The sequence below is a fragment of the Pseudomonas sp. WS 5051 genome (genome assembly GCF_012985715.1).
GTDB classification, from domain to species: Bacteria; Pseudomonadota; Gammaproteobacteria; order Pseudomonadales; family Pseudomonadaceae; genus Aquipseudomonas; species Aquipseudomonas bubulae.
This window is the reverse complement of sequence record NZ_JAAQWV010000001.1, coordinates 475,032-493,819: the sequence shown is the minus strand read 5'-3', so window position 1 is coordinate 493,819 and position 18,788 is coordinate 475,032. Positions and strand designations below refer to the sequence as shown.

The window sequence follows — 18,788 nt, the reverse complement described above, 5'->3', positions numbered from 1 at the left end:
GTTTGCCCCGTGTCGATCCATTTTTTCAGGTGCGGCGTACGCCGCTAGCGAGACAGGCTTAAAGCATGGAAATGCGCGCAGATCTGCTGATTGTTGGGGCCGGAATGGTCGGAAGCGCACTGGCGCTGGCGCTCAAGGACAGCGGGCTGAAAATCCTGCTGCTCGACGGTGGCCCGCTGAGCGTCAAGCCGTTTGCCAGCGAAGCGCCGTTCGAGCCTCGGGTCAGTGCCCTGTCGGCGGCCAGCCAGCGCATTTTGCAGCGTCTGGGCGCCTGGGACGGCATCATCCACCGCCGTGCCAGCCCGTACTCGCATATGCACGTGTGGGATGGCAGCGGCACCGGGCAGATCCACTTTTCGGCAGCCAGCGTGCATGCGGACGTGCTGGGCCATATCGTCGAGAACCGTGTGGTGCAGGACGCACTGCTGGAGTGCTTGCAGGGCAGTTGTATTGAAATGCTGGCCAATGCACGCCTGGAGCAGATGCGCCGTTCCGGCGACGACTGGCTGCTGACCCTGGCCGATGGCCGCACCTTGCGGGCGCCGCTGGTGATTGCCGCTGATGGCGCCAACTCGGCCGTACGTCGCCTCACCGGCTGTGAAACCCGTGAGTGGGATTACCAGCACCACGCTATCGTCACCAGCGTACGGTGTGCAGAACCGCACCAGCAGACCGCCTGGCAGCGTTTTACCGACCAAGGGCCGCTGGCATTCTTGCCGCTCGAGCGTGACGGTCAGCAGGACTGGTGCTCGATCGTATGGTCGACCACCCCCGAACAAGCCCAATACCTGATGACGCTGGATGACGCAGCGTTCAGTCGTGAGCTGGAGCTGGCTTTTGAAGGTCGTCTTGGCAGTGTGCTGAGTGCCGATCCACGGGTATGCGTGCCACTGCGCCAGCGCCATGCCAAACGCTATGTCGCCGAAGGCCTGGCGTTGATCGGTGATGCGGCGCACACCATCCACCCGCTGGCCGGGCAGGGCGTGAACCTGGGCTTCCTGGATGCAGCAGTGCTGGCCGATGTGCTGATGCACGCGGTGGACCGTGGCGAACGTTTGGCGGATGTGCGTGTGCTGAGCCGTTTCGAGCGGCGGCGCATGCCCCACAACCTGGCGCTGATGGCGGCGATGGAGGGCTTTGAACGCTTGTTCCAGGCCGACTCCCTGACCGCCCGCCTGTTGCGCAACACCGGTTTGAAATGGGTGGATAAAATGCCCGAGGCCAAGGCCTTGTTTGTGCGTCAGGCACTGGGCCTGAGTGGCGACCTGCCGCCGTTGGCCAGGCCGTAACATCTGGTAACTCCTCCGGGGCGAGTTAGGTTGAGATGGCAAATGTGATTCACTACCATTTACGCCCGATTCGCATTAAGAGAGACCGCCCCTCATGTTGGCACGCAAGCGTCTACTGACTGCCCTGGCCCTGACCGTTTTTGCGAGCGGTGTTTCTGCTGCCGATGAGGTGGTGGTTTACTCCTCGCGTATCGACGAACTGATCAAACCGGTATTTGATGCCTACACCGCGAAAACCGGGGTCAAGGTCAAGTTCATCACCGACAAGGAAGCGCCGCTGATGCAGCGCATCAAGGCCGAGGGGCAAAACGCCACCGCCGATCTGTTGCTAACCGTGGATGCCGGTAACCTTTGGCAAGCTGAGCAAATGGGCATCCTGCAACCGTTCACCTCCGAGGTGATCGACAAAAATATCCCGCCGCAATATCGCTCTTCTTCTCACGAGTGGACTGGTCTGAGCCTGCGCGCACGGACTATCGCCTATTCGACGGACCGGGTTAAACCAGAAGAACTGTCGACCTATGAGGCTTTGGCCGACAAGAACTGGGAAGGTCGCTTGTGTCTGCGCACTGCCAAGAAGGTTTACAACCAGTCGCTGACCGCCACCATGATCGAAGTGAATGGCGCCGAGAAAACCGAAGAAATCCTCAAGGGCTGGGTCAACAACCTGTCCACAGACGTGTTCTCGGATGACATCGCCGTGCTTGAAGCCATCAACGCCGGGCAATGTGACGTGGGCATCGTCAACACTTACTACTACGGTCGCCTGCACAAGCAGAAGCCCGATCTGGCGGTGAAGCTGTTCTGGCCCAACCAGGCGGATCGTGGCGTTCACGTCAACTTGTCGGGTATTGGCCTGACCAAGTACGCGCCGCATCCTGAAGCGGCCAAGGCATTGGTGGAGTGGATGACCACCCCTGAAGCCCAATCGATTTTCGCTGGCGTAAACCAGGAATTTCCGGCCAACCCAAGCGTTCCACCTTCGGCGGAAGTGGCGAGCTGGGGTAGCTTCAAGGCCGATGCACTGCCGGTTGAAGTGGCAGGCAAGCGCCAGGCTGAAGCGATCCGCATGATGGACCGTGCTGGCTGGAACTGATCAAAATCTGAAGTAATACCTGTGGGAGCGGGCTTGCTCGCGATAGCATCGCCGGGGTTTCATTGGAAACTGCGGTGTTTGCATCGCGAGCAAGCCCGCTCCCACATTTGTTTTCACGTCGTCCCATCCACCTCCGAGAGTTTTTCGTGGCCCATCCTGCCCAACGTCGCTGGTACCCGCTGGTTTTTGTCATTGCTGCCCTGGTGCTGCTGCCGCTGAGCGTGTTGCTGCTGTCCTGGCAAAGCATTGATGCCCAGATCTGGAGCCACTTGTGGGACACGCAGATGCCGCGCCTGCTGGGCAACACCCTTACACTGATCGTCGGTGTGGGCATCGGCGTCACGCTGTTGGGCGTAAGCCTGGCCTGGTTGACCAGCCTCTGTGAGTTCCCTGGCAGGCGCTGGCTGGACTGGGCGTTGATGCTGCCGTTTGCGATTCCCGCCTATGTGCTGGCGTTTGTGTTTGTGGGCTTGCTGGACTTCGCCGGGCCCATACAGACCCTGCTGCGCGAGTGGTTCGGCATGGGCTTGCGGCTGCCTCGGGTGCGCTCAACCGGGGGGGTGATCACCGTGCTGATTCTGGTGTTCTACCCCTATGTCTACCTGCTGGCGCGCACGGCGTTTCTGGCCCAGGGCAAAGGCCTGATGGAAGCGGCACGGGTGCTGGGGCAAAGCCCGTGGCAGGCATTCTGGCGCGTGGCATTGCCGATGGCGCGCCCGGCAATTGGTGCCGGCGTAGCGCTGGCCTTGATGGAAACCCTGGCTGATTTCGGTGCTGTGTCGGTGTTCAACTTCGACACCTTCACCACGGCTATTTACAAGACCTGGTACGGTTTTTTCAGTCTGTCGACGGCAGCACAACTGGCCAGTTTGCTGTTGCTGGTGGTCATGCTGGTGCTCTACGGCGAGCGCCGCGCCAGGGGGGCCAGCCGTGCCAGCAACGAGCGACCACGGGTCACTGCCCTTTACCACCTGAGCGGGCCCAAGGCATGGCTGGCCAGTGGCTGGTGTCTGCTGGTGTTTGCCTGTGCATTCGTGATCCCGATGTTGCAACTGGTGGTGTGGTTCTGGCAGCGCGGGCGCTTTGATCTGGACGAGCGTTATGTCGGTTTGATCGTGCATACCCTGTATCTGGGGGCAATGGCGGCGCTGATTACCGTCAGCGTGGCGCTGGTGCTGGCCTTTGCCCGACGCCAGGCGCCAACCCCGGCTATCCGTGCCGGGGTCAGCCTGGCGAACCTGGGCTATGCCTTGCCGGGTTCGGTGCTGGCGGTGTCGATCATGCTGGCGTTCAGTTATCTGGACCGCGAACTGGTGATCCCTGTTTCGGGGTGGCTGGGCGGTGCGGGCAAACCGTTGCTGCTGGGCAGCCTGTCGGCCCTGTTGCTGGCGTATCTGGTGCGATTTATTGCCGTGGCCTATGGGCCGCTGGAAAACAGCCTGGCGCGGATTCGTCCGTCTTTGCCCGAAGCCGCCCGCAGTTTGGGCGTCAGTGGCCCGCGACTGTTTTTCAAGGTGTATCTGCCATTACTGCTGCCGGGCACCTTGAGCGCTGCGCTGCTGGTGTTTGTTGATGTGCTCAAGGAGATGCCGGCGACCTTGCTGATGCGCCCGTTTGGCTGGGATACGCTGGCCGTACGCATCTTCGAGATGACCAGCGAGGGTGAGTGGGCGCGGGCTTCGCTGCCGGCCTTGACCCTGGTACTGGTCGGTTTGTTACCGGTCATCGGTTTGATTCGACGCTCGGCCCATCGCATCGGTTAGGTGTCAGTCCTCCTGCATGCGGCTACAATGCGCGGCATTCGGTGCGGTCTGTCTGTCAGGCCAGGTTTCTGCGTGATGTAAAAAAGCCGCTTGTTTGGCTTGAAATGCTCCGCAGCCTGTCCGCACCTTCGCCAAGCCCGGAAGGAGAAACCCATGGGACAGCGTACGCCTCTGTATGACCTGCATCTCGCCCTAGGCGCGAAGATGGTCGATTTTGGCGGTTGGGATATGCCTTTGCATTACGGCTCGCAGGTTGAGGAGCACCATGAGGTGCGCCGCGACTGTGGGGTTTTTGATGTCTCGCATATGACCGTGATCGACATCACCGGGCTTCAGGCCAAGCAATGGTTGCAGTATTTGCTGGCCAACGATGTCGAACGACTGAACACCCCCGGTCGCGCCTTGTACAGCGCCATGCTCAACGAGCAGGGCGGCGTGGTCGACGACATGATCGTCTACCTGATGCCTGGCGGTTATCGGCTTATCGTCAACGCCGCCACTCGCGATCAGGATCTGGCCTGGATGCAGGCTCAGCTTAAGGGCTATGACGTGCAACTGCAGGAGCGTCCAGAGTTGGCCCTGCTGGCCATTCAGGGGCCACAGGCGCGACATAAGGTCGCCGAACTGGTGAGCCAGGCCCGTGCCCAACTGATCCAGCAGCTCAAGCCCTTTGAAGGGCAGAGCTGTGGCGACTGGTTTATTGCCCGCACCGGCTACACCGGCGAAGACGGCCTTGAAATCGTGCTTCCGGCCGATCAGGCCCCGGCTTTTTTCAACGATCTGGTCGGCGCCGGTATTTCACCGATCGGCCTTGGCGCCCGCGACACCTTGCGCCTGGAAGCCGGCATGAACCTCTACGGGCAGGATATCCACCTGTCGGTGTCCCCCCTTTGCGCCAATATGGCCTGGACCATTGCCTGGGAGCCTGCTTCACGCAAGTTCGTGGGGCGCGAAGCGCTGGAGGCCGAAAAGGCCGGTGGCGTGCAGCTCAAACTGGTGGGTTTGGTGCTTGAAGAGCGGGGTGTTTTGCGCGCCCATCAGGTGGTTCGCATCGCCAATGTTGGCGAAGGAGAGATCACCAGTGGTAGTTTCTCTCCCACGCTAAGCAAATCGATCGCTCTGGCGCGAGTTCCGATGGCAACGGCTGACCGTGCCGAGGTTGAGATTCGTGGCAAGTGGTACCCGGTTCGCGTAGTCAAACCGACTTTTGTTCGTCTTGGCAAAGCCTTGATCTAACGTTTACTGGCGGGCGTGCACAGAGTGCATGCCGCTGACATTTATACTTGAGGACACTGAATATGAGCCTGATCCCTGCCGAGTTGCGCTTTGCTGAAAGTCACGAGTGGGCCCGTCTGGAAGCAGATGGCACGGTTACCGTAGGCATCAGCGATCACGCTCAGGAAGCCTTGGGGGATGTGGTGTTTGTTGAGCTGGCTGAAGTTGGCAAAGTATTCGCTGCTGGCGATACCGCGGGTGTTGTGGAGTCGGTAAAAGCCGCTTCCGACATCTACTCGCCGGTGTCGGGCGAAGTGATTGCCGTCAATGAAGCGCTGGCTGACAGCCCTGAGTCGCTGAACAGCGAGCCGTACACCAGCTGGATTTTCAAGCTCAAGCCAAGCAACACCGCCGAGCTGGAAAAACTGCTGGACGCTGCCGGCTACAAGGCTGCAATCGGCGAGTAACGAGCAAAAGAATATCAACTGTGGGAGCGAGCCTGCTCGCGAACAAGCTTCGCGAGCAGGCTCGCTCCCACAGGGAGGTCAGGCGTTTTGCAGAACTGCTTTCACCGCTGCCACCGAACGCTCTACATCGGCCTTGGTCATCGCCGTAAACATCGGCAATGATACGATCAGGCGCCCGACACGTTCGGCCACCGGGAACATCCCTTCTTTAAAGCCCTGCGCGCGGTACAGGCTGAGCAAGTGAATTGGCGGGTAGTGGTAACCGATGCCCACGCCCAATGCCTGCATTTCTTTCATAAAGGTCGCCCGCGCCGGTTGACCATCCTTGCGCTCAGGCAGCACGAGCTGGAACAGATGCCAGTTGGTGTTGTTGAAATCCGCCACCGGCAGTTGCGCGCCGTATTCCGCTTCAAAATCCGACCCGAAGCACTCAAAGTAATGCTTGGCCAGCGCCCGACGATGGGCGGTGATGGTTTCGATATGGGCGAACTGGCCCAGACCAATCGCAGCCGCAATGTCGGTCATATTGAACTTGCCACCCAGCACGTCGACATCCAGGCCGTCGAAACCGGTACGGGTAACGCCTTGCAGGCGGTATTTTTCGGCCAGCCGCGCTTCTTCTTCATTGTTCAGTACCAGGCAACCACCTTCGGATGAGGTGATGTTCTTGTTGGCCTGAAAACTGAAAGAAACGAAATCGCCGCGTGCGCCAATGCGCTCACCTTGCCAGCTGGAGCCCAGGGCCTGGGCCGCATCTTCAACCACGCGCAGGTTATGCTTTTTGGCAATTGCGTAGAGCGCGTCCATGTCCACTGGCAGGCCCGACAGGTACACCGGAATGATGGCCTTGGTGCGCGGGGTAATGGCTGCTTCGAGCTTGTTAAGATCGATATTGCGGGTTACCGGGTCGATATCGGCAAACACCGGCGTGGCACCGACTTCGATAATCACATTGGCAGTAGCGACCCATGAAATAGGCGTGGTGATGACTTCATCGCCGGCTCCGATTCCGGCAATGCGCAGAGCGATTTCCATGGTGCAAGTGCCGGAGTTGAAAGTGCGCACCGGGCGCCCGCCAAAATACTCGGACAATTGTGCTTCGAATGCCTGCACCTTGGGCCCGCTGGTGATCCAGCCCGAGCGCAACACGTCGCCCACGGCAGCAATGGTGGCTTCATCAATGGTGGGTTTGGAAAACGGCAGGAAAGGCAGCGAGCTCATAGAGGCATGACGTCCGATGTGAGTGAATTTGAGTAACCAAAGAGCAACAGCATAGCGCTCAAGATCATACCCGCAGGATCACTCACAGCTGGTGAAAATTCTGTATGGCGGCTGAATGAGCAAGGGCCGTATTGCGTAGCAGCTGCTTTCGGCAGCTGCTACAGGAAAACTGCAACTGTGGGAGCGAGCCTGCTCGCGAAGGTCGTTCGCGAGCAGGTTCGCTCCCACAATAAGGCTTGACCTGCAACAGAGAATCCACAGATGGAGGTGTTTACTCAGCCGTGGCGTTTTTAACCAGAATCGCGTTAGCCAGGTCCATATCGCTGACTTTCAGGTTCGGGTTATCGGCGCGCACTTGTTGCATGGCCGACTCCAGGTACGGGCCACGAATTGATCCGTTACTGGCGACAAAACTGCCGGCGTCATCTTGAGCTGCGATGACTTTGCGGTCTTTTTTGAAGGTCAGGTAAGTGGACCCGGTGGTTGCGCCGGAAGACAGCACATTACGCCAGAAGCTGTCGGCCATGGCCGAACCAACAGGCAGGGACAGCAAGGCGATAGCGGCAACAGCATATTTGAGACGCATGACGGTGACTCCGGATAGATTAGCTATAGTATTTGATTGCCAATAGTGCGCAGGAGTTCCGTAACCTTACGGCACAATTTCTACGCTCAACACGGCTCCGTTTTGTTCGGTTACGCGTACCGATGTTCCCACCGGAGCGTCAGGCCCTACTGCCATCCATACGCTGTCCCCTACCTTGATTTTGCCCCGCCCTTCGACAATCGCCTGTTGCACGATAAAAGTACGACCGATCAGCTCATGACCGCGGCGGTTGAGGTTCGGCTGGTCGCCACTCTCCCCAGTGCCACGTTGGCGCCGCCACCAGAATACCGCCGTGAGGATCGCCAGCACGCCAAACAGCGGCAATTGCAGTGTCTAGGGCAGCTCCGGGGCCAGGAACGTCAAGCCGCCCACAATAAGGGCAGCAAGGCCCACCCACAGCAGATAACCACCGGCGCCGAATACCTCCAGAATCAGCAGTACCGTGCCAAGAGCCAGCCAGTCCCAGAAGTTCAGGTCTTGCAGAAACTCCCACATGTATCAGGCCTTCCTGGTATCAAAGGTGGCTTTGACGATTTCGCTGATGCCTCCCACGGCGCCGATCACCTGGCTGGCTTCCAGCGGCATGAGGATGACCTTGCTGTTGTTGGCAGAAGCCAGTTTGCCCAGCGCATCGATATATTTTTGTGCAACAAAATAGTTGATCGCCTGTACGTTGCCTGAGGCAATGGCTTCCGACACCACTTGTGTGGCGCGGGCTTCGGCTTCGGCCTGGCGTTCGCGGGCTTCGGCTTCGAGGAACGCTGCCTGGCGGCCCCCTTCGGCTTCGAGGATCTGTGCCTGTTTTTTGCCTTCGGCGGTGAGGATTGCTGCGGCCCTTAGCCCTTCAGCTTCAAGAATTTGCGCACGCTTGATACGTTCGGCTTTCATTTGCCCGGACATGGCGGCCATCAGGTCGGCCGGCGGGCTGATGTCCTTGATCTCGATACGGGTGATTTTGATGCCCCACGGTGCCGTTGCTTCATCGACTGTGCGCAACAGTTTTTCATTGATGCCGTCACGCTGGCTGAGCATGGCATCCAGCTCCATGGAACCCAGCACGGTGCGGATGTTGGTTTGCAGCAGGTTGCGAATGGCATGCTCGAGGTTGTTGACCTCATAGGCGGCTTGCGCCGTGTTGACCACCTGGAAGAAACACACGGCATCGATTTGTACTGTGGCGTTATCGGCGGTAATCACTTCTTGTGGGGGGATATCCAGCACGCTTTCCATGACGTTGATCTTGCGTCCGATACGATCCATCACCGGGATGATGATATTCAGGCCCGGCTTGAGGGTATTGGTGTATCGCCCGAAGCGTTCCACCGTCCATTGATAACCTTGCGGCACCACCTTGAAGCCCATAAAGAGCACGGCAATGGCCAGGGCGACAAATAACAGGATCACAGTACCCACTTGCATAACCATTCCTTGTTTTTGAGGTGTAAGAAACAAACGAGCGTGAAGCGTAGCGATCTAGAAAATTGTCCAACTCCCTGGATTTTAGTCAAAACAACTCAAGCATGCGGGGTGACTCGCAGTGCTTCTTGCAGTGAGGTCACCCCGTCTGCAACTTTTAGGGCCGCAGCAAGCCTGAGGCTGAGCATTCCTTGTGCACCCGCCTGGCGACGAATGGCGTTGAGGTCGGTATCGCGGCCAACCAGCTCCCTGAGTTTTTCGCTTATGACCATGACTTCGTAAACTCCGACCCTCCCGGTGTAACCGGTTTCGCGGCACTGCGCACAACCAACGGCCCGGCAGATTGTGTCCGGTGCTGCCCCGGCCCAGGCCGGGGCAAAATCCTGCCATTCGTCGGGAGCCGGCGGATGTTCGGTCTTGCACTCCGGGCACAAGGTTCTGACCAGTCGCTGGGCCATGACACCCAGCAATGTGGCCTTTATCAGATAGGGCGCTACCCCGAGTTCTTGCAGGCGGCTGATGGCGCCGGGAGCGTCGTTGGTATGCAGGGTCGAGAGCACCAGATGCCCGGTGAGTGCAGCCTGAACAGCCACTTCGGCGGTTTCCAGATCACGTATCTCACCGAGCATGATGATGTCCGGGTCCTGGCGCAGCAGCGCCCGCACACCGTTGGCGAAGGTCAGGTCAATGTTGGTCTGAACCTGCATTTGATTGAACGCCGGCTCGATCATTTCGATGGGGTCTTCGAGGGTGCACAGGTTGATTTTGGGGGTGGCCAGTTGCTTGAGCGTTGCATACAGGGTGCTGGTTTTGCCCGAGCCGGTGGGGCCGGTAATCAAAATAATGCCGTTGGGCCGGGTGGTCATGTGCTGCCAGCGTTGCAAGTCGTTCGGGGAGAGGCCCAACTGGTCGAAATCTTTGAGCAGGACCTGCGGGTCAAAAATACGCATCACCATTTTTTCGCCAAAGGCCGTGGGCAGGGTGGCGAGCCTCAGTTCCACTTCAGCACCCTGGGGCAGGCGGGTTTTTATCCGGCCGTCCTGGGGTTTGCGTTTTTCGGCAACATTCATCCGGCCCAGGCTCTTGAGGCGACTGACAACGGCCATCGTTACCTGTGGCGGGAAGTGGTAAACATCATGCAGCACGCCGTCGATCCGAAAGCGCACGCAACCCTGCTCACGGCGGGGCTCCAGGTGGACATCGCTGGCGCGTTGTTCAAAGGCGTACTGAAACAGCCAGTCGACGATATTGACGATGTGAGCATCGTTGGCATCCGGTTCCCGCTCGCCTGCGCCCAAGGTCAGCAGTTGTTCGAAATTGGCCGGCGGGCTGGTCTTCTGATCGTTGAGTACAGCCCCAGTGACCGATTTGGCCAGCTGGAAAAACTCTACGTTGAGGCGCTGGATTTCCAGGGGGTTGGCAATGACACGTCTGATAGGGCGCTTGAGCGACTGGCGCAAATCGGCCTCCCAACTGCTGACCCAGGGCTGGGTGTTGGCAACTGTGATGGCTGAGGCATCGGCCGCCACCGCGATGATTCCATGCCGCTGGGCGAAGGCAAAGGACATTGCTCCGGTCACGGTGGCGACATCGACCTTGAGCGGATCAAGGCGCAGGTAGGGTTGCCCTGCATGGTTGGCGAGCCAGGCAGTGAGGGTTTCAAGATCGAGAATCCTGCCTCCCCGATCGGGATCGCAGAATTGTTGCTGCGCAAGAAATACCAGGGGGTGGAGGGTGGCACTGGACGCTTCGCGACTGCGTACCATTGCCTGCGTGGCGCAGCTTTGCTGGATACGATTTTGCGCCAACAGCGCGGATAACAGATTGTTGAGGTTCAGCCACCGGTCATGGGACGGGGTGATGCGCATAACGGCTCCTTGAGGCATCGGCGCAGACAGGTCCTTGTCTGGCCATGTACCTGATAAAGCCTAGTTGCGCCGTGTTGGCCCGCCTGCCACCAATGGTTGCGAACTATTACCCGCAAGCTTGCATTGCCGGGTCCTTGGCGGCCTGCACGGGTTGCAGCTGCATGTCGAAGACGCTGATCAGGCTGCGCAGTTTTTCGCCGATGATCCGGGCACGGTGCCAGCTCTGTTCGTGACTGCGGATGTCAATGCTCAAGGTGTCCCCGTCACGTACCACATCCACTTGCTGCGGGATCAGTTGCTGCAGGGCAAACAGATTGAGCACCCGGCACAGCACGTCGGCATCGGCTTCGGCCTGGATACGGAAAAGCACCTGGCAAGGGGCTGCATTGCTGGCCCATACGTCGGGGCGAGGGGCGTGGGTAATGACTTCAAGATGCGGCATGCAATGGCTCCTGTTCAGACTGGAGAAATATTTACACGTCGCGGGAGAATTTTTTTATCTAAGATGTTTTGAATTGACGATAAATAGACTCGAACAAGTCTCAGCTTATTCATTAATGGGTATTTTTATGCAAAGCGAGCTGGATGCTTACGACCGACGCATATTGGCGCTGCTGCAAGAGGACGCTTCGCTGTCCAGCGCGCAGATCGCGGAGAAGGTGGGGCTTTCGCAATCGCCCTGCTGGCGGCGGATCCAGAAGATGAAGGACGAGGGCATCATTCGTGGCCAGGTCACCTTGCTCGATCGCAAGAAAATCGGCCTCAATACGCAAATTTTTGCCGAGATCAAACTCAATGCACACGGTCGCTCAAACTTCACCGAGTTTACTGACGCGATCCGCGGTTTCCCCGAAGTGCTGGAATGCTATGTGCTGATGGGAGCGGTAGATTTTCTGCTGCGTATCGTGACGGCTGATATCGAAGCCTACGAGCGGTTTTTCTTTGAGAAACTGTCGATGGTGCCGGGCATTCAAGAGGTAAATTCGATTGTGGCGTTGTCCGAGATCAAGTCCACCACCTGCCTGCCGGTCTGAATCCCGGAAAACAAAACGGCCTTCTCAAGGAAGGCCGTCGGCTGGGTTTGCGCACTGTTATCAGTGAACAAACAACGCAATCAGAATAATGATCGGAATTGGAATACCGAGGAAAAACAGCAGAAGTGAGCGCATTTTATTCTCCAGTCAACGAATAGCCCGGGTTAAACCAGCGGGGTTGTGGTGGTGGGGGTCAGATACGTCACGGCATCGCGGCGACGGCCGCCGAAGGTGGCGCACAGGCTGGCAAAGAAAGCGCCGATCAGCAGTGTGATAAACATCCACAAGGTGGACCAGGCGGCGACCTTGGCAGCGGTATCAGCGGCTTCCTTGGCTTTTACCTTGGCCTCTTCAACAGCCTGATGGGCCTTGGCGTAGACCTGGTCGACCCGTTGTTCGGCTTCAGGTTGGCTGAGGTTGGTGCGCTGGGCGATGATTTGGGCCAGGTAGGTACGGTCTTCACTGCTCAATTGGCCGTCATTGGCCAGGCTGTGGGCGAAGATGCGGGCCACGGTGCCATGGGCTGCGTCTTCGCTGACAGCGGTGCCGCGGTCATCGCGAAACAGGCTGTCGATAAAATAGTCCGAACCTTTGTCGCCATTGTTGGCTGCGGCACTGCCGGCTGCACTGCTGATCGCCGTTGCGGCACCTGAAGCCACGCTGGCCCCGGCTTGAACGCCGCTGCCGATCACGCTGCTGACCGAGCCTGCAACCAGGGTAGCGGTTACCAGCGTGGCCACGGCCCATGCCAGAAAACCATGGGCGGTGTCGCGAAAGTAGGCTTCATCGCCATGCAGGTTGGTCCATTTGACCCGCAAACGACCGGCCAGATAACCGCCCATGCCGGAAGCAATGATCTGGGTAACGGCCAGCCAGACGATGGCGGTAATACCCAGGCCTTTGGCGCCCACCCCTTCATTGGCCCACGGAGAAACCGCAGAAAACCCAAGCCCCGCCCCCAGCATCAGCAGCAGCAGGGAGAGGACGGCAGCAGTGGCGGCGCCGGCAAAGATGGCGGCCCAGGAAACACCGGATTGACCGGAGGAATCTTGCAGGGCTGCGGGATAGTGTTCAGTTGTCCCGATCATTGTTGTTGTGCTCCTGAATGGTAGGAAGTGCAGCGTTCATTCAGGTAATTGCAGGGGATGTGCCAACCCTGTGTTGCAGGTAATTCCATATCTTTCAATGGCTTGCAAATGGTTGGTTTTTTCGGTGCATGCAGATTGCATGATCAGGGGCAAAACAGGCGGGCGTAATGCATTGAAACAATTTGCCCGGAGCAGGCGCAGGTAAAAAAAACGGGAGCCTTTCGGCTCCCGTTGTACGCATCAGTCGTGACGATGCTTGTTTTTGCGATGGCCATACGCGTGGCCACGGCCGCGATGGTCGTCGCGGTAGTAGCGACGGTTATCGCGGTCACGATAGCGGCGATCGTCGCTGTCGCTTTTATTGCCCATATAGTTGCCCAGCGCGCCACCGGCACCACCGCCAGCGGCCGAGCCTACCAGTGCGCCTGTGCTGCCGCCGACACTGCGGCCCAGCACGTTACCGCCTGCCGCACCCAGTGCGCCGCCAATGGCGGCTTCACCACGGCTGCGTTTGTCGGCACCTACGGCACTACCTGCCGCACCACCCACACCTGCACCAATCGCAGAACCGGTCGAGCCGCCGAGCTGTTGGCCAACAACGGCGCCAAGAACCCCGCCTAATGCGCCGCCTACACCGGCTTCGGTGGTGCCACCGGCCGAGGCTACGCCACTGACCAGGCCAAGGGACAACAAGAGAATCGAGGTGAGCTTCATGGATGAGCCTCAAAGAGATGACGGCGCGATCCTGAGGCTGCAAGCGGTTGGTGACAATCGAAATCCGACGAGTAGCACGAGTTGTACACAATTCTATAAGTTGTTGTTTTTACTAGGGAACTTAATCTGTTTTCGAGGGTCTGTTAGCTAGTTCGGTTAGGTCGTTTTCGTAGGAAAACGGCCTTTTTTGTGCCTGAAATTTGAAGAGCCCCTAGCCCTCTCACGGAGGGATAGGGGCTTGATCGTACGCGTCCTTAAGCGCTCTACAGAGAGCGCTTTTGACTTATCCCGCTTTGGCCATGATCAGCGTTGACGGGCTGGCTGCCTCCAGGCAAATCGCCACGAACTTGGACGTAGGCGTATGGCTGCCATCGCCCGTGCTTTCCAGAGGCACCAGCGGGTTGACCTCCGGGTAGTACGCCGCAGCTTGCCCGGCAGGAATATCAAACGCCAGCAGGGTGAAATTTTTCACCCTGCGCTCGTGCCGGTCATCCCAGATCGAAACGATATCGACCTTCTGCCCCGGCTTGAAGCCCAGGCGGATGATGTCGGCTTCGTTGACGAACAGCACATCACGCTGGCCCTTGACCCCGCGATAGCGGTCATCGAGGCCATAGATAGTGGTGTTGTACTGATCGTGAGAGCGCATGGACTGCAAGATCAGGTCGGGCAGCCGGCCTGTGGCGCGGGTGCGGGCATCTACCAGGTCTTGAGGCAGTGCGTTGGGGCGGAAGTTGGCGCGCCCGGACGGCGTGTTCCACCGTCGCGCACCGGCCGAGTTGCCCAAATAGAAGCCGCCCGGGTGTTCGATGCGCGTGTTGAAGTCCTTGAAACCGGGAATGGTGTCGGCAATCAAGTCGCGAATGCGTCGGTAGTCAGCGACGACCCAGTTCCAGTCAATCGGGTGGGTGCCCAGTGTGGCCGCAGCAATGCCGGCAATGATTGCGGGCTCCGAGCGCATCTGCCTGGACAGTGGCTGCAACTGGCCATTGGAGGCGTGGACCATGCTGAACGAGTCTTCCACGGTCACCGCTTGCGGGCCTTCTGCCTGAATGTCGATATCGGTACGGCCCAGGCATGGCAGGATCAGCGCTTGTTTGCCGTGCATCAGGTGGCTGCGGTTGAGCTTGGTGCTGATCTGTACAGTCAGGGCGCAATTGCGCAGGGCCTGTGCGGTGCGCGGGCTGTCTGGAGTGGCCTGGGCGAAGTTGCCGCCCAGGCCGATAAACACCTTGGCTCGGCCTTCAAGCATGGCGTGGATGGCTTCAACCACGTTGTGGCCGTTTTCACGGGGCACCTTGAACTGGAAGCGACGCTCCAACGAATCGAGGAAGGCCACCGGCGGACGTTCGTTGATGCCCATCGTGCGGTCGCCCTGTACGTTGCTGTGGCCGCGTACCGGGCACAGGCCGGCGCCGGGGCGGCCTATATTGCCGCGCAATAGCATCAGGTTGGCGATTTCCTGGATGGTCTGCACCGAATGACGATGCTGGGTGATGCCCATCGCCCAGCACATGATTACGTTCTTGCCCTTGAGGTACATGCGTGCGGCGCGTTCGATATCAACAAGGGTCAGGCCCGATTGCTCCACGATATGGTCCCACGAGGTGTCGTCGAGGCTGGAGATGTAATCGAGAATGCCCGCAGTGTGCTCATTCAAAAATGCATGATCGAACACGGCCGGTTCGCCTGCGGCCTGGGCATCGCGCTCCCACTGCAGGAGGAACTTGGCCATGCCGCGCAACAGCGCCATGTCGCCGCCCAGTGCCGGGCGCAGGTAGGCCGTGTTGGTCGGACGGTCGCCGTTGGTGAGCATTTCCAACGGATGCTGCGGGTGCTGGAAACGTTCCAGCCCGCGCTCCTTGAGCGGGTTGACGCACACTACCTGGGCGCCGCGCTTGACCGCCTCGCGCAGTGGTTCGAGCATGCGCGGGTGGTTGGTGCCGGGGTTTTGCCCCAATACAAAAATCGCATCCGCGTGCTCGAAATCATCAAAGGTCACGGTGCCTTTACCCACGCCGATGCTTTGCGCCAGGGCCACGCCGCTGGCCTCGTGGCACATGTTCGAGCAATCCGGGAAGTTGTTGGTGCCAAACGCGCGCACAAACAGTTGGTACAAATACGCCGCTTCGTTGCTGGCCCGGCCTGAGGTGTAGAACTCGGCTTCGTTGGGGCTGGCCAGGTTGAGCAAGTGCCTGGCGATCAAGGCGAAGGCGGCATCCCAGCTGATGGGGACGTAGCGGTCGGTTTCCGGGTCATAGCTCATGGGCTCGGTCAGGCGGCCCTGATATTCGAGCCAGTAATCACTTTGCTCCAGCAGCGCGCTGACGCTGTGCTTGGCGAAAAACGCCGCATCGACCCGGCGCTTGGTAGCTTCCCAGTTCACTGCCTTGGCGCCGTTCTCGCAAAACTTGACCAGGCCGCTTTCCGGCGAATCACCCCAGGCGCAGCCCGGGCAGTCGAAGCCGCCGTTCTGGTTGGTTTTGAGCATCATGCGCAGGTTTTTCAGTGCGTTGTCGCTGGTCAACCAGGCTTGCGCCACACTGATCAGCGCGCCCCAGCCACCGGCCGGGCCTTTGTAGGGCTTGTAGCGGGGAGTTGGGGTTTTGTCGGCTTGATGGTGTGTGCTCACGGTTGTTTCTCCTGCGCGGGGCTGTAGACCCTGGGCGCGCTTTTTTGTGGCAGATGAATAAGGTTGAGGTTGTGCCGCCGCGCCCATTGCAGCGCCAGGCCCGTGGGCGAGGACAGGCTGATCAGGGTCTGGATGCCGGCGCGCAGCACTTTTTGAATCAGTTCCAGGCTGCAACGGCTGGTGACGATTGCTGTGCCACCCGTCAGATCGATTTGCTGGCGTACCAGAGCACCGATCAATTTATCGAGGGCGTTGTGCCGGCCTATGTCTTCACGACCCAGCAGCAGCTGGCCCTGGCCGTCCATATAGACTGCAGCGTGTACGGCGCCGCAGTGCTGGCCCAAGGGTTGAAAGTCGCTGATGCGCTGGCGCAGGCCTTCCAGCCACTGCGCCGGTGGCAAAGGCGCGCCGGGCAATACCTGGAGATCCGGCAAGGCCTGCTCCACCGCTTCCACCCCACACAGCCCGCACCCACTGGTGCCGGCCAGTTGGCGGCGTTGCTGCTTGAGGTTCCAGAACGCCCGGCTGGCGATTTCGACCTGAGCGTATTGGGCAGACCCTGCACCGGTCAGTTTGAGGTCGTAGATTTCGCTGGCGTCTTGAATGATGCCGCTGCCCAGGCTGAAACCGACGATAAAGTCCTCAAGGTCAGTGGGTGTGACCAGCATCACGGCCTGACTGATGCCGTTATAGGCAATCGCCAGGGCGACCTCTTCGGCCAGTGCAGTTTGCGCACCACCACTGTGGTCCAGGTTGACGTAGTCATAGCTCTGGCTGGCAGCAGGCGCGGGCGTGACAGAAGCAGGCGCCGCGCACAGAGGGCGCTTGGCGTTCATAAGGCAGTACCGACAATCAATTGAGCTCTAAGCCTAGGCGCGACACAGTGTCGCGTCTAATCGCTAGTGCTGATCTATTGATAGATGGCGTCGATCAAGAAGAGCTTGGTGATTTCTGATAAAGCGCGAAACAGGCTTCGGCCAGCGCTGAGCGCGGTGCCTCACGACGCATGATCAAACCCAGGCGGGCCAAGGTGCGTGCATCTTCTATGGGGTGCAGGCGCAGGTGGTCGGTCAGGGCTTCCAGCCCGCCCTCAAGGGGCATCACCGCGCAACAAAGCCCGCCGTGGACAGCTTGTAACAGTTGATGAACGGCATCGGTTTGCAACAGGGGTTGTGGCGTAAGCCCCCGGCTGTGGAAGTTGTGGTCGATGGACTGGCGAAAGTGCATGCCGCTGCTGAGCAGGCCCAGCGGCAAGCTGGTCAGCGCCTCCCAGCTAAGCGGCTGGTCACCGAAGTTGAAATACCGCTGGTCGTATAGCAGGCCCATGCGGGTTTCGCCCAGGGCCAGGGAGTCAAAACGTTCCTGGTCAAGGCGTTCAAGATAGGAGACACCCACGTCCAGCCGGTTGCTGGCCAGTTGCTCAAGGATTTGTTCCGAGCTCAGTGCTGACAATTCGAAGCGCAGATCGGGATGTTCCTGATGCAGACGCTGCAACAGCGGCAGGGGGTCAAAACTCGACAGCGGCACCACGCCCAGGCGCAGAGTACCGATCAGGTTACCGCGACAGGCAGCGGCTTCGGCCTGCAAACCGTCGTAGGCGGCCAACACGGTACGGGCCCAGGCCAGCACCCGCTCGCCAGGTGCGGTAAAGCTTTCGAAGCGCTGTCCGCGATTGACCAGTTGCAAGTCCAGTTCCTGTTCAAGGCTGCGCAAACGCATGGACAGGGTGGGCTGCGTGATATGGCAACGCGCGGCGGCCTGACCGAAATGTCGGGTTTCGTCGAGGGCAATGAGGAATTTCAGCTGTTTGATGTCCATCGTCGCTCCGGGTGCAATTCAGCGGGCGATTCTAGCGCGCTTGCACATGGCGTAGATGGTCTACGCTCTTGAGTCTGGATCTTCCAACCTAGGAGCGTGATGTATGAGTATTTTCAGCTTTGTGAAAGAAGCCGGCGAAAAATTGATCGACCTGCTGACACCGGGCAACGCCAATGCGGGCGAGGAGCTCAAGAAGCACGTACAGGAAGTGGGCTTGGGCAATCCGAACATCACCGCTACCGTGGAAGGCGACAAAGTGACAGTCAGCGGTGAAGTGGCCACCCAGGAAGAGAAAGAAAAAATCATTCTGGCGGCGGGTAATATCGCAGGCGTGGCCAGTGTTGAAGACAAGATCACCGTGACCGGCCCGGCTGTTGTGGCTTCGCGTTTTGTCGTGGTGAAAAAGGGCGACACCCTGAGCGCAATTTCGCTGCAGGTGTACGGCAACGCCAATCTGTACAACAAGATTTTCGAAGCCAACAAACCGTTGCTCAAGGACCCGAACAAAATCTATCCGGGCCAGACGCTGCGTATTCCTGAGTAAACCGTTTTTACCCTGT

17 protein-coding genes and 1 pseudogene are annotated in these 18,788 nt (G+C 59.2%); 7 read left to right on the top strand and 11 right to left on the bottom strand.

Annotation, left to right across the window (positions count from 1 at the left end):
* Positions 1 to 71: 71 nt before the first annotated feature.
* The 5 genes from HBN79_RS02130 (at position 72) to gcvH (ending at position 5,830) form a co-directional block, all read left to right on the top strand.
* Positions 72 to 1,289 (top strand): 2-octaprenyl-3-methyl-6-methoxy-1,4-benzoquinol hydroxylase, encoded by a 1,218-nt coding sequence (locus tag HBN79_RS02130; protein WP_169916203.1) that lies wholly within the window; start codon positions 72 to 74, stop codon positions 1,287 to 1,289.
* Between the two features lie 94 nt (positions 1,290 to 1,383).
* Positions 1,384 to 2,385 (top strand): extracellular solute-binding protein, encoded by a 1,002-nt coding sequence (locus tag HBN79_RS02125; protein WP_095000720.1) that lies wholly within the window; start codon positions 1,384 to 1,386, stop codon positions 2,383 to 2,385.
* Positions 2,386 to 2,531: 146 nt separating this feature from the next.
* The gene (locus HBN79_RS02120) at positions 2,532 to 4,148 is read left to right on the top strand and encodes an iron ABC transporter permease (RefSeq protein WP_095000721.1); all 1,617 of its coding nucleotides are present in this window, start codon (positions 2,532 to 2,534) and stop codon (positions 4,146 to 4,148) included.
* 153 nt (positions 4,149 to 4,301) lie between these two features.
* Complete coding sequence (gene gcvT, locus HBN79_RS02115; protein WP_095000722.1) at positions 4,302 to 5,384, top strand: glycine cleavage system aminomethyltransferase GcvT; 1,083 nt, start codon at positions 4,302 to 4,304, stop codon at positions 5,382 to 5,384.
* Between the two features lie 62 nt (positions 5,385 to 5,446).
* Positions 5,447 to 5,830 carry a glycine cleavage system protein GcvH gene (gene gcvH / locus HBN79_RS02110; RefSeq protein WP_095000723.1) on the top strand — a complete coding sequence of 128 codons (384 nt, stop codon included), beginning with the start codon at positions 5,447 to 5,449 and terminating at the stop codon, positions 5,828 to 5,830.
* Between the two features lie 78 nt (positions 5,831 to 5,908).
* Here the strand turns inward: gcvH and HBN79_RS02105 are convergent, their stop codons facing one another.
* The 6 genes and pseudogenes from HBN79_RS02105 to HBN79_RS02080 all read right to left on the bottom strand — a co-directional run bounded on the left by HBN79_RS02105 (position 5,909) and on the right by HBN79_RS02080 (position 11,384).
* Positions 5,909 to 7,051 (bottom strand): DegT/DnrJ/EryC1/StrS aminotransferase family protein, encoded by a 1,143-nt coding sequence (locus HBN79_RS02105; protein ID WP_095017787.1) that lies wholly within the window; start codon positions 7,049 to 7,051, stop codon positions 5,909 to 5,911.
* Between the two features lie 271 nt (positions 7,052 to 7,322).
* Positions 7,323 to 7,637, bottom strand: a complete 315-nt coding sequence (locus HBN79_RS02100) for a DUF2388 domain-containing protein (protein WP_095000725.1) — start codon at positions 7,635 to 7,637, stop codon at positions 7,323 to 7,325.
* 66 nt (positions 7,638 to 7,703) lie between these two features.
* A pseudogene (locus HBN79_RS02095) lies at positions 7,704 to 8,153 on the bottom strand (NfeD family protein).
* A gap of 3 nt (positions 8,154 to 8,156) precedes the next feature.
* Entirely contained in the window at positions 8,157 to 9,077 is a 921-nt protein-coding gene (locus HBN79_RS02090; protein WP_095000727.1) for an SPFH domain-containing protein, read from the bottom strand.
* Positions 9,078 to 9,172: 95 nt separating this feature from the next.
* The gene (locus HBN79_RS02085) at positions 9,173 to 10,942 is read right to left on the bottom strand and encodes a GspE/PulE family protein (RefSeq protein ID WP_169916178.1); all 1,770 of its coding nucleotides are present in this window, start codon (positions 10,940 to 10,942) and stop codon (positions 9,173 to 9,175) included.
* Positions 10,943 to 11,048: 106 nt separating this feature from the next.
* The gene (locus tag HBN79_RS02080) at positions 11,049 to 11,384 is read right to left on the bottom strand and encodes a hypothetical protein (protein ID WP_095000729.1); all 336 of its coding nucleotides are present in this window, start codon (positions 11,382 to 11,384) and stop codon (positions 11,049 to 11,051) included.
* Positions 11,385 to 11,511: 127 nt separating this feature from the next.
* On the opposite strand from HBN79_RS02080, the gene HBN79_RS02075 reads away from it, so the two are divergent.
* Positions 11,512 to 11,976 carry an Lrp/AsnC family transcriptional regulator gene (locus HBN79_RS02075; RefSeq protein ID WP_095000730.1) on the top strand — a complete coding sequence of 155 codons (465 nt, stop codon included), beginning with the start codon at positions 11,512 to 11,514 and terminating at the stop codon, positions 11,974 to 11,976.
* Between the two features lie 164 nt (positions 11,977 to 12,140).
* Here HBN79_RS02075 and HBN79_RS02070 read toward each other — a convergent pair whose 3' ends face one another.
* The 5 genes from HBN79_RS02070 to HBN79_RS02050 form a co-directional block, all read right to left on the bottom strand.
* Positions 12,141 to 13,064, bottom strand: coding sequence for a hypothetical protein (locus tag HBN79_RS02070; protein WP_095000731.1), 924 nt, complete (start codon positions 13,062 to 13,064; stop codon positions 12,141 to 12,143).
* Between the two features lie 240 nt (positions 13,065 to 13,304).
* On the bottom strand, positions 13,305 to 13,778 hold the full coding sequence (locus HBN79_RS02065; RefSeq protein WP_095000732.1) for a glycine zipper domain-containing protein: 474 nt from the start codon (positions 13,776 to 13,778) through the stop codon (positions 13,305 to 13,307).
* A 283-nt stretch (positions 13,779 to 14,061) separates the two neighbouring features.
* Positions 14,062 to 16,410, bottom strand: coding sequence for an FdhF/YdeP family oxidoreductase (locus tag HBN79_RS02060; protein WP_169916177.1), 2,349 nt, complete (start codon positions 16,408 to 16,410; stop codon positions 14,062 to 14,064).
* Positions 16,407 to 17,246 carry a formate dehydrogenase accessory sulfurtransferase FdhD gene (gene fdhD, locus HBN79_RS02055; RefSeq protein ID WP_095020114.1) on the bottom strand — a complete coding sequence of 280 codons (840 nt, stop codon included), beginning with the start codon at positions 17,244 to 17,246 and terminating at the stop codon, positions 16,407 to 16,409. The genes HBN79_RS02060 and fdhD overlap by 4 nt, the downstream gene beginning before the upstream one ends.
* A gap of 94 nt (positions 17,247 to 17,340) precedes the next feature.
* Positions 17,341 to 18,228: a LysR family transcriptional regulator gene (locus HBN79_RS02050; protein ID WP_095000735.1), complete on the bottom strand. Its 888-nt coding sequence runs from the start codon at positions 18,226 to 18,228 to the stop codon at positions 17,341 to 17,343.
* A 103-nt stretch (positions 18,229 to 18,331) separates the two neighbouring features.
* Between HBN79_RS02050 and lysM the strand changes: the two genes are divergently transcribed.
* A complete protein-coding gene (lysM, locus tag HBN79_RS02045) occupies positions 18,332 to 18,772 on the top strand; it encodes a peptidoglycan-binding protein LysM (protein WP_095000736.1) in 441 nt (146 codons plus the stop codon).
* Positions 18,773 to 18,788: the final 16 nt, after the last annotated feature.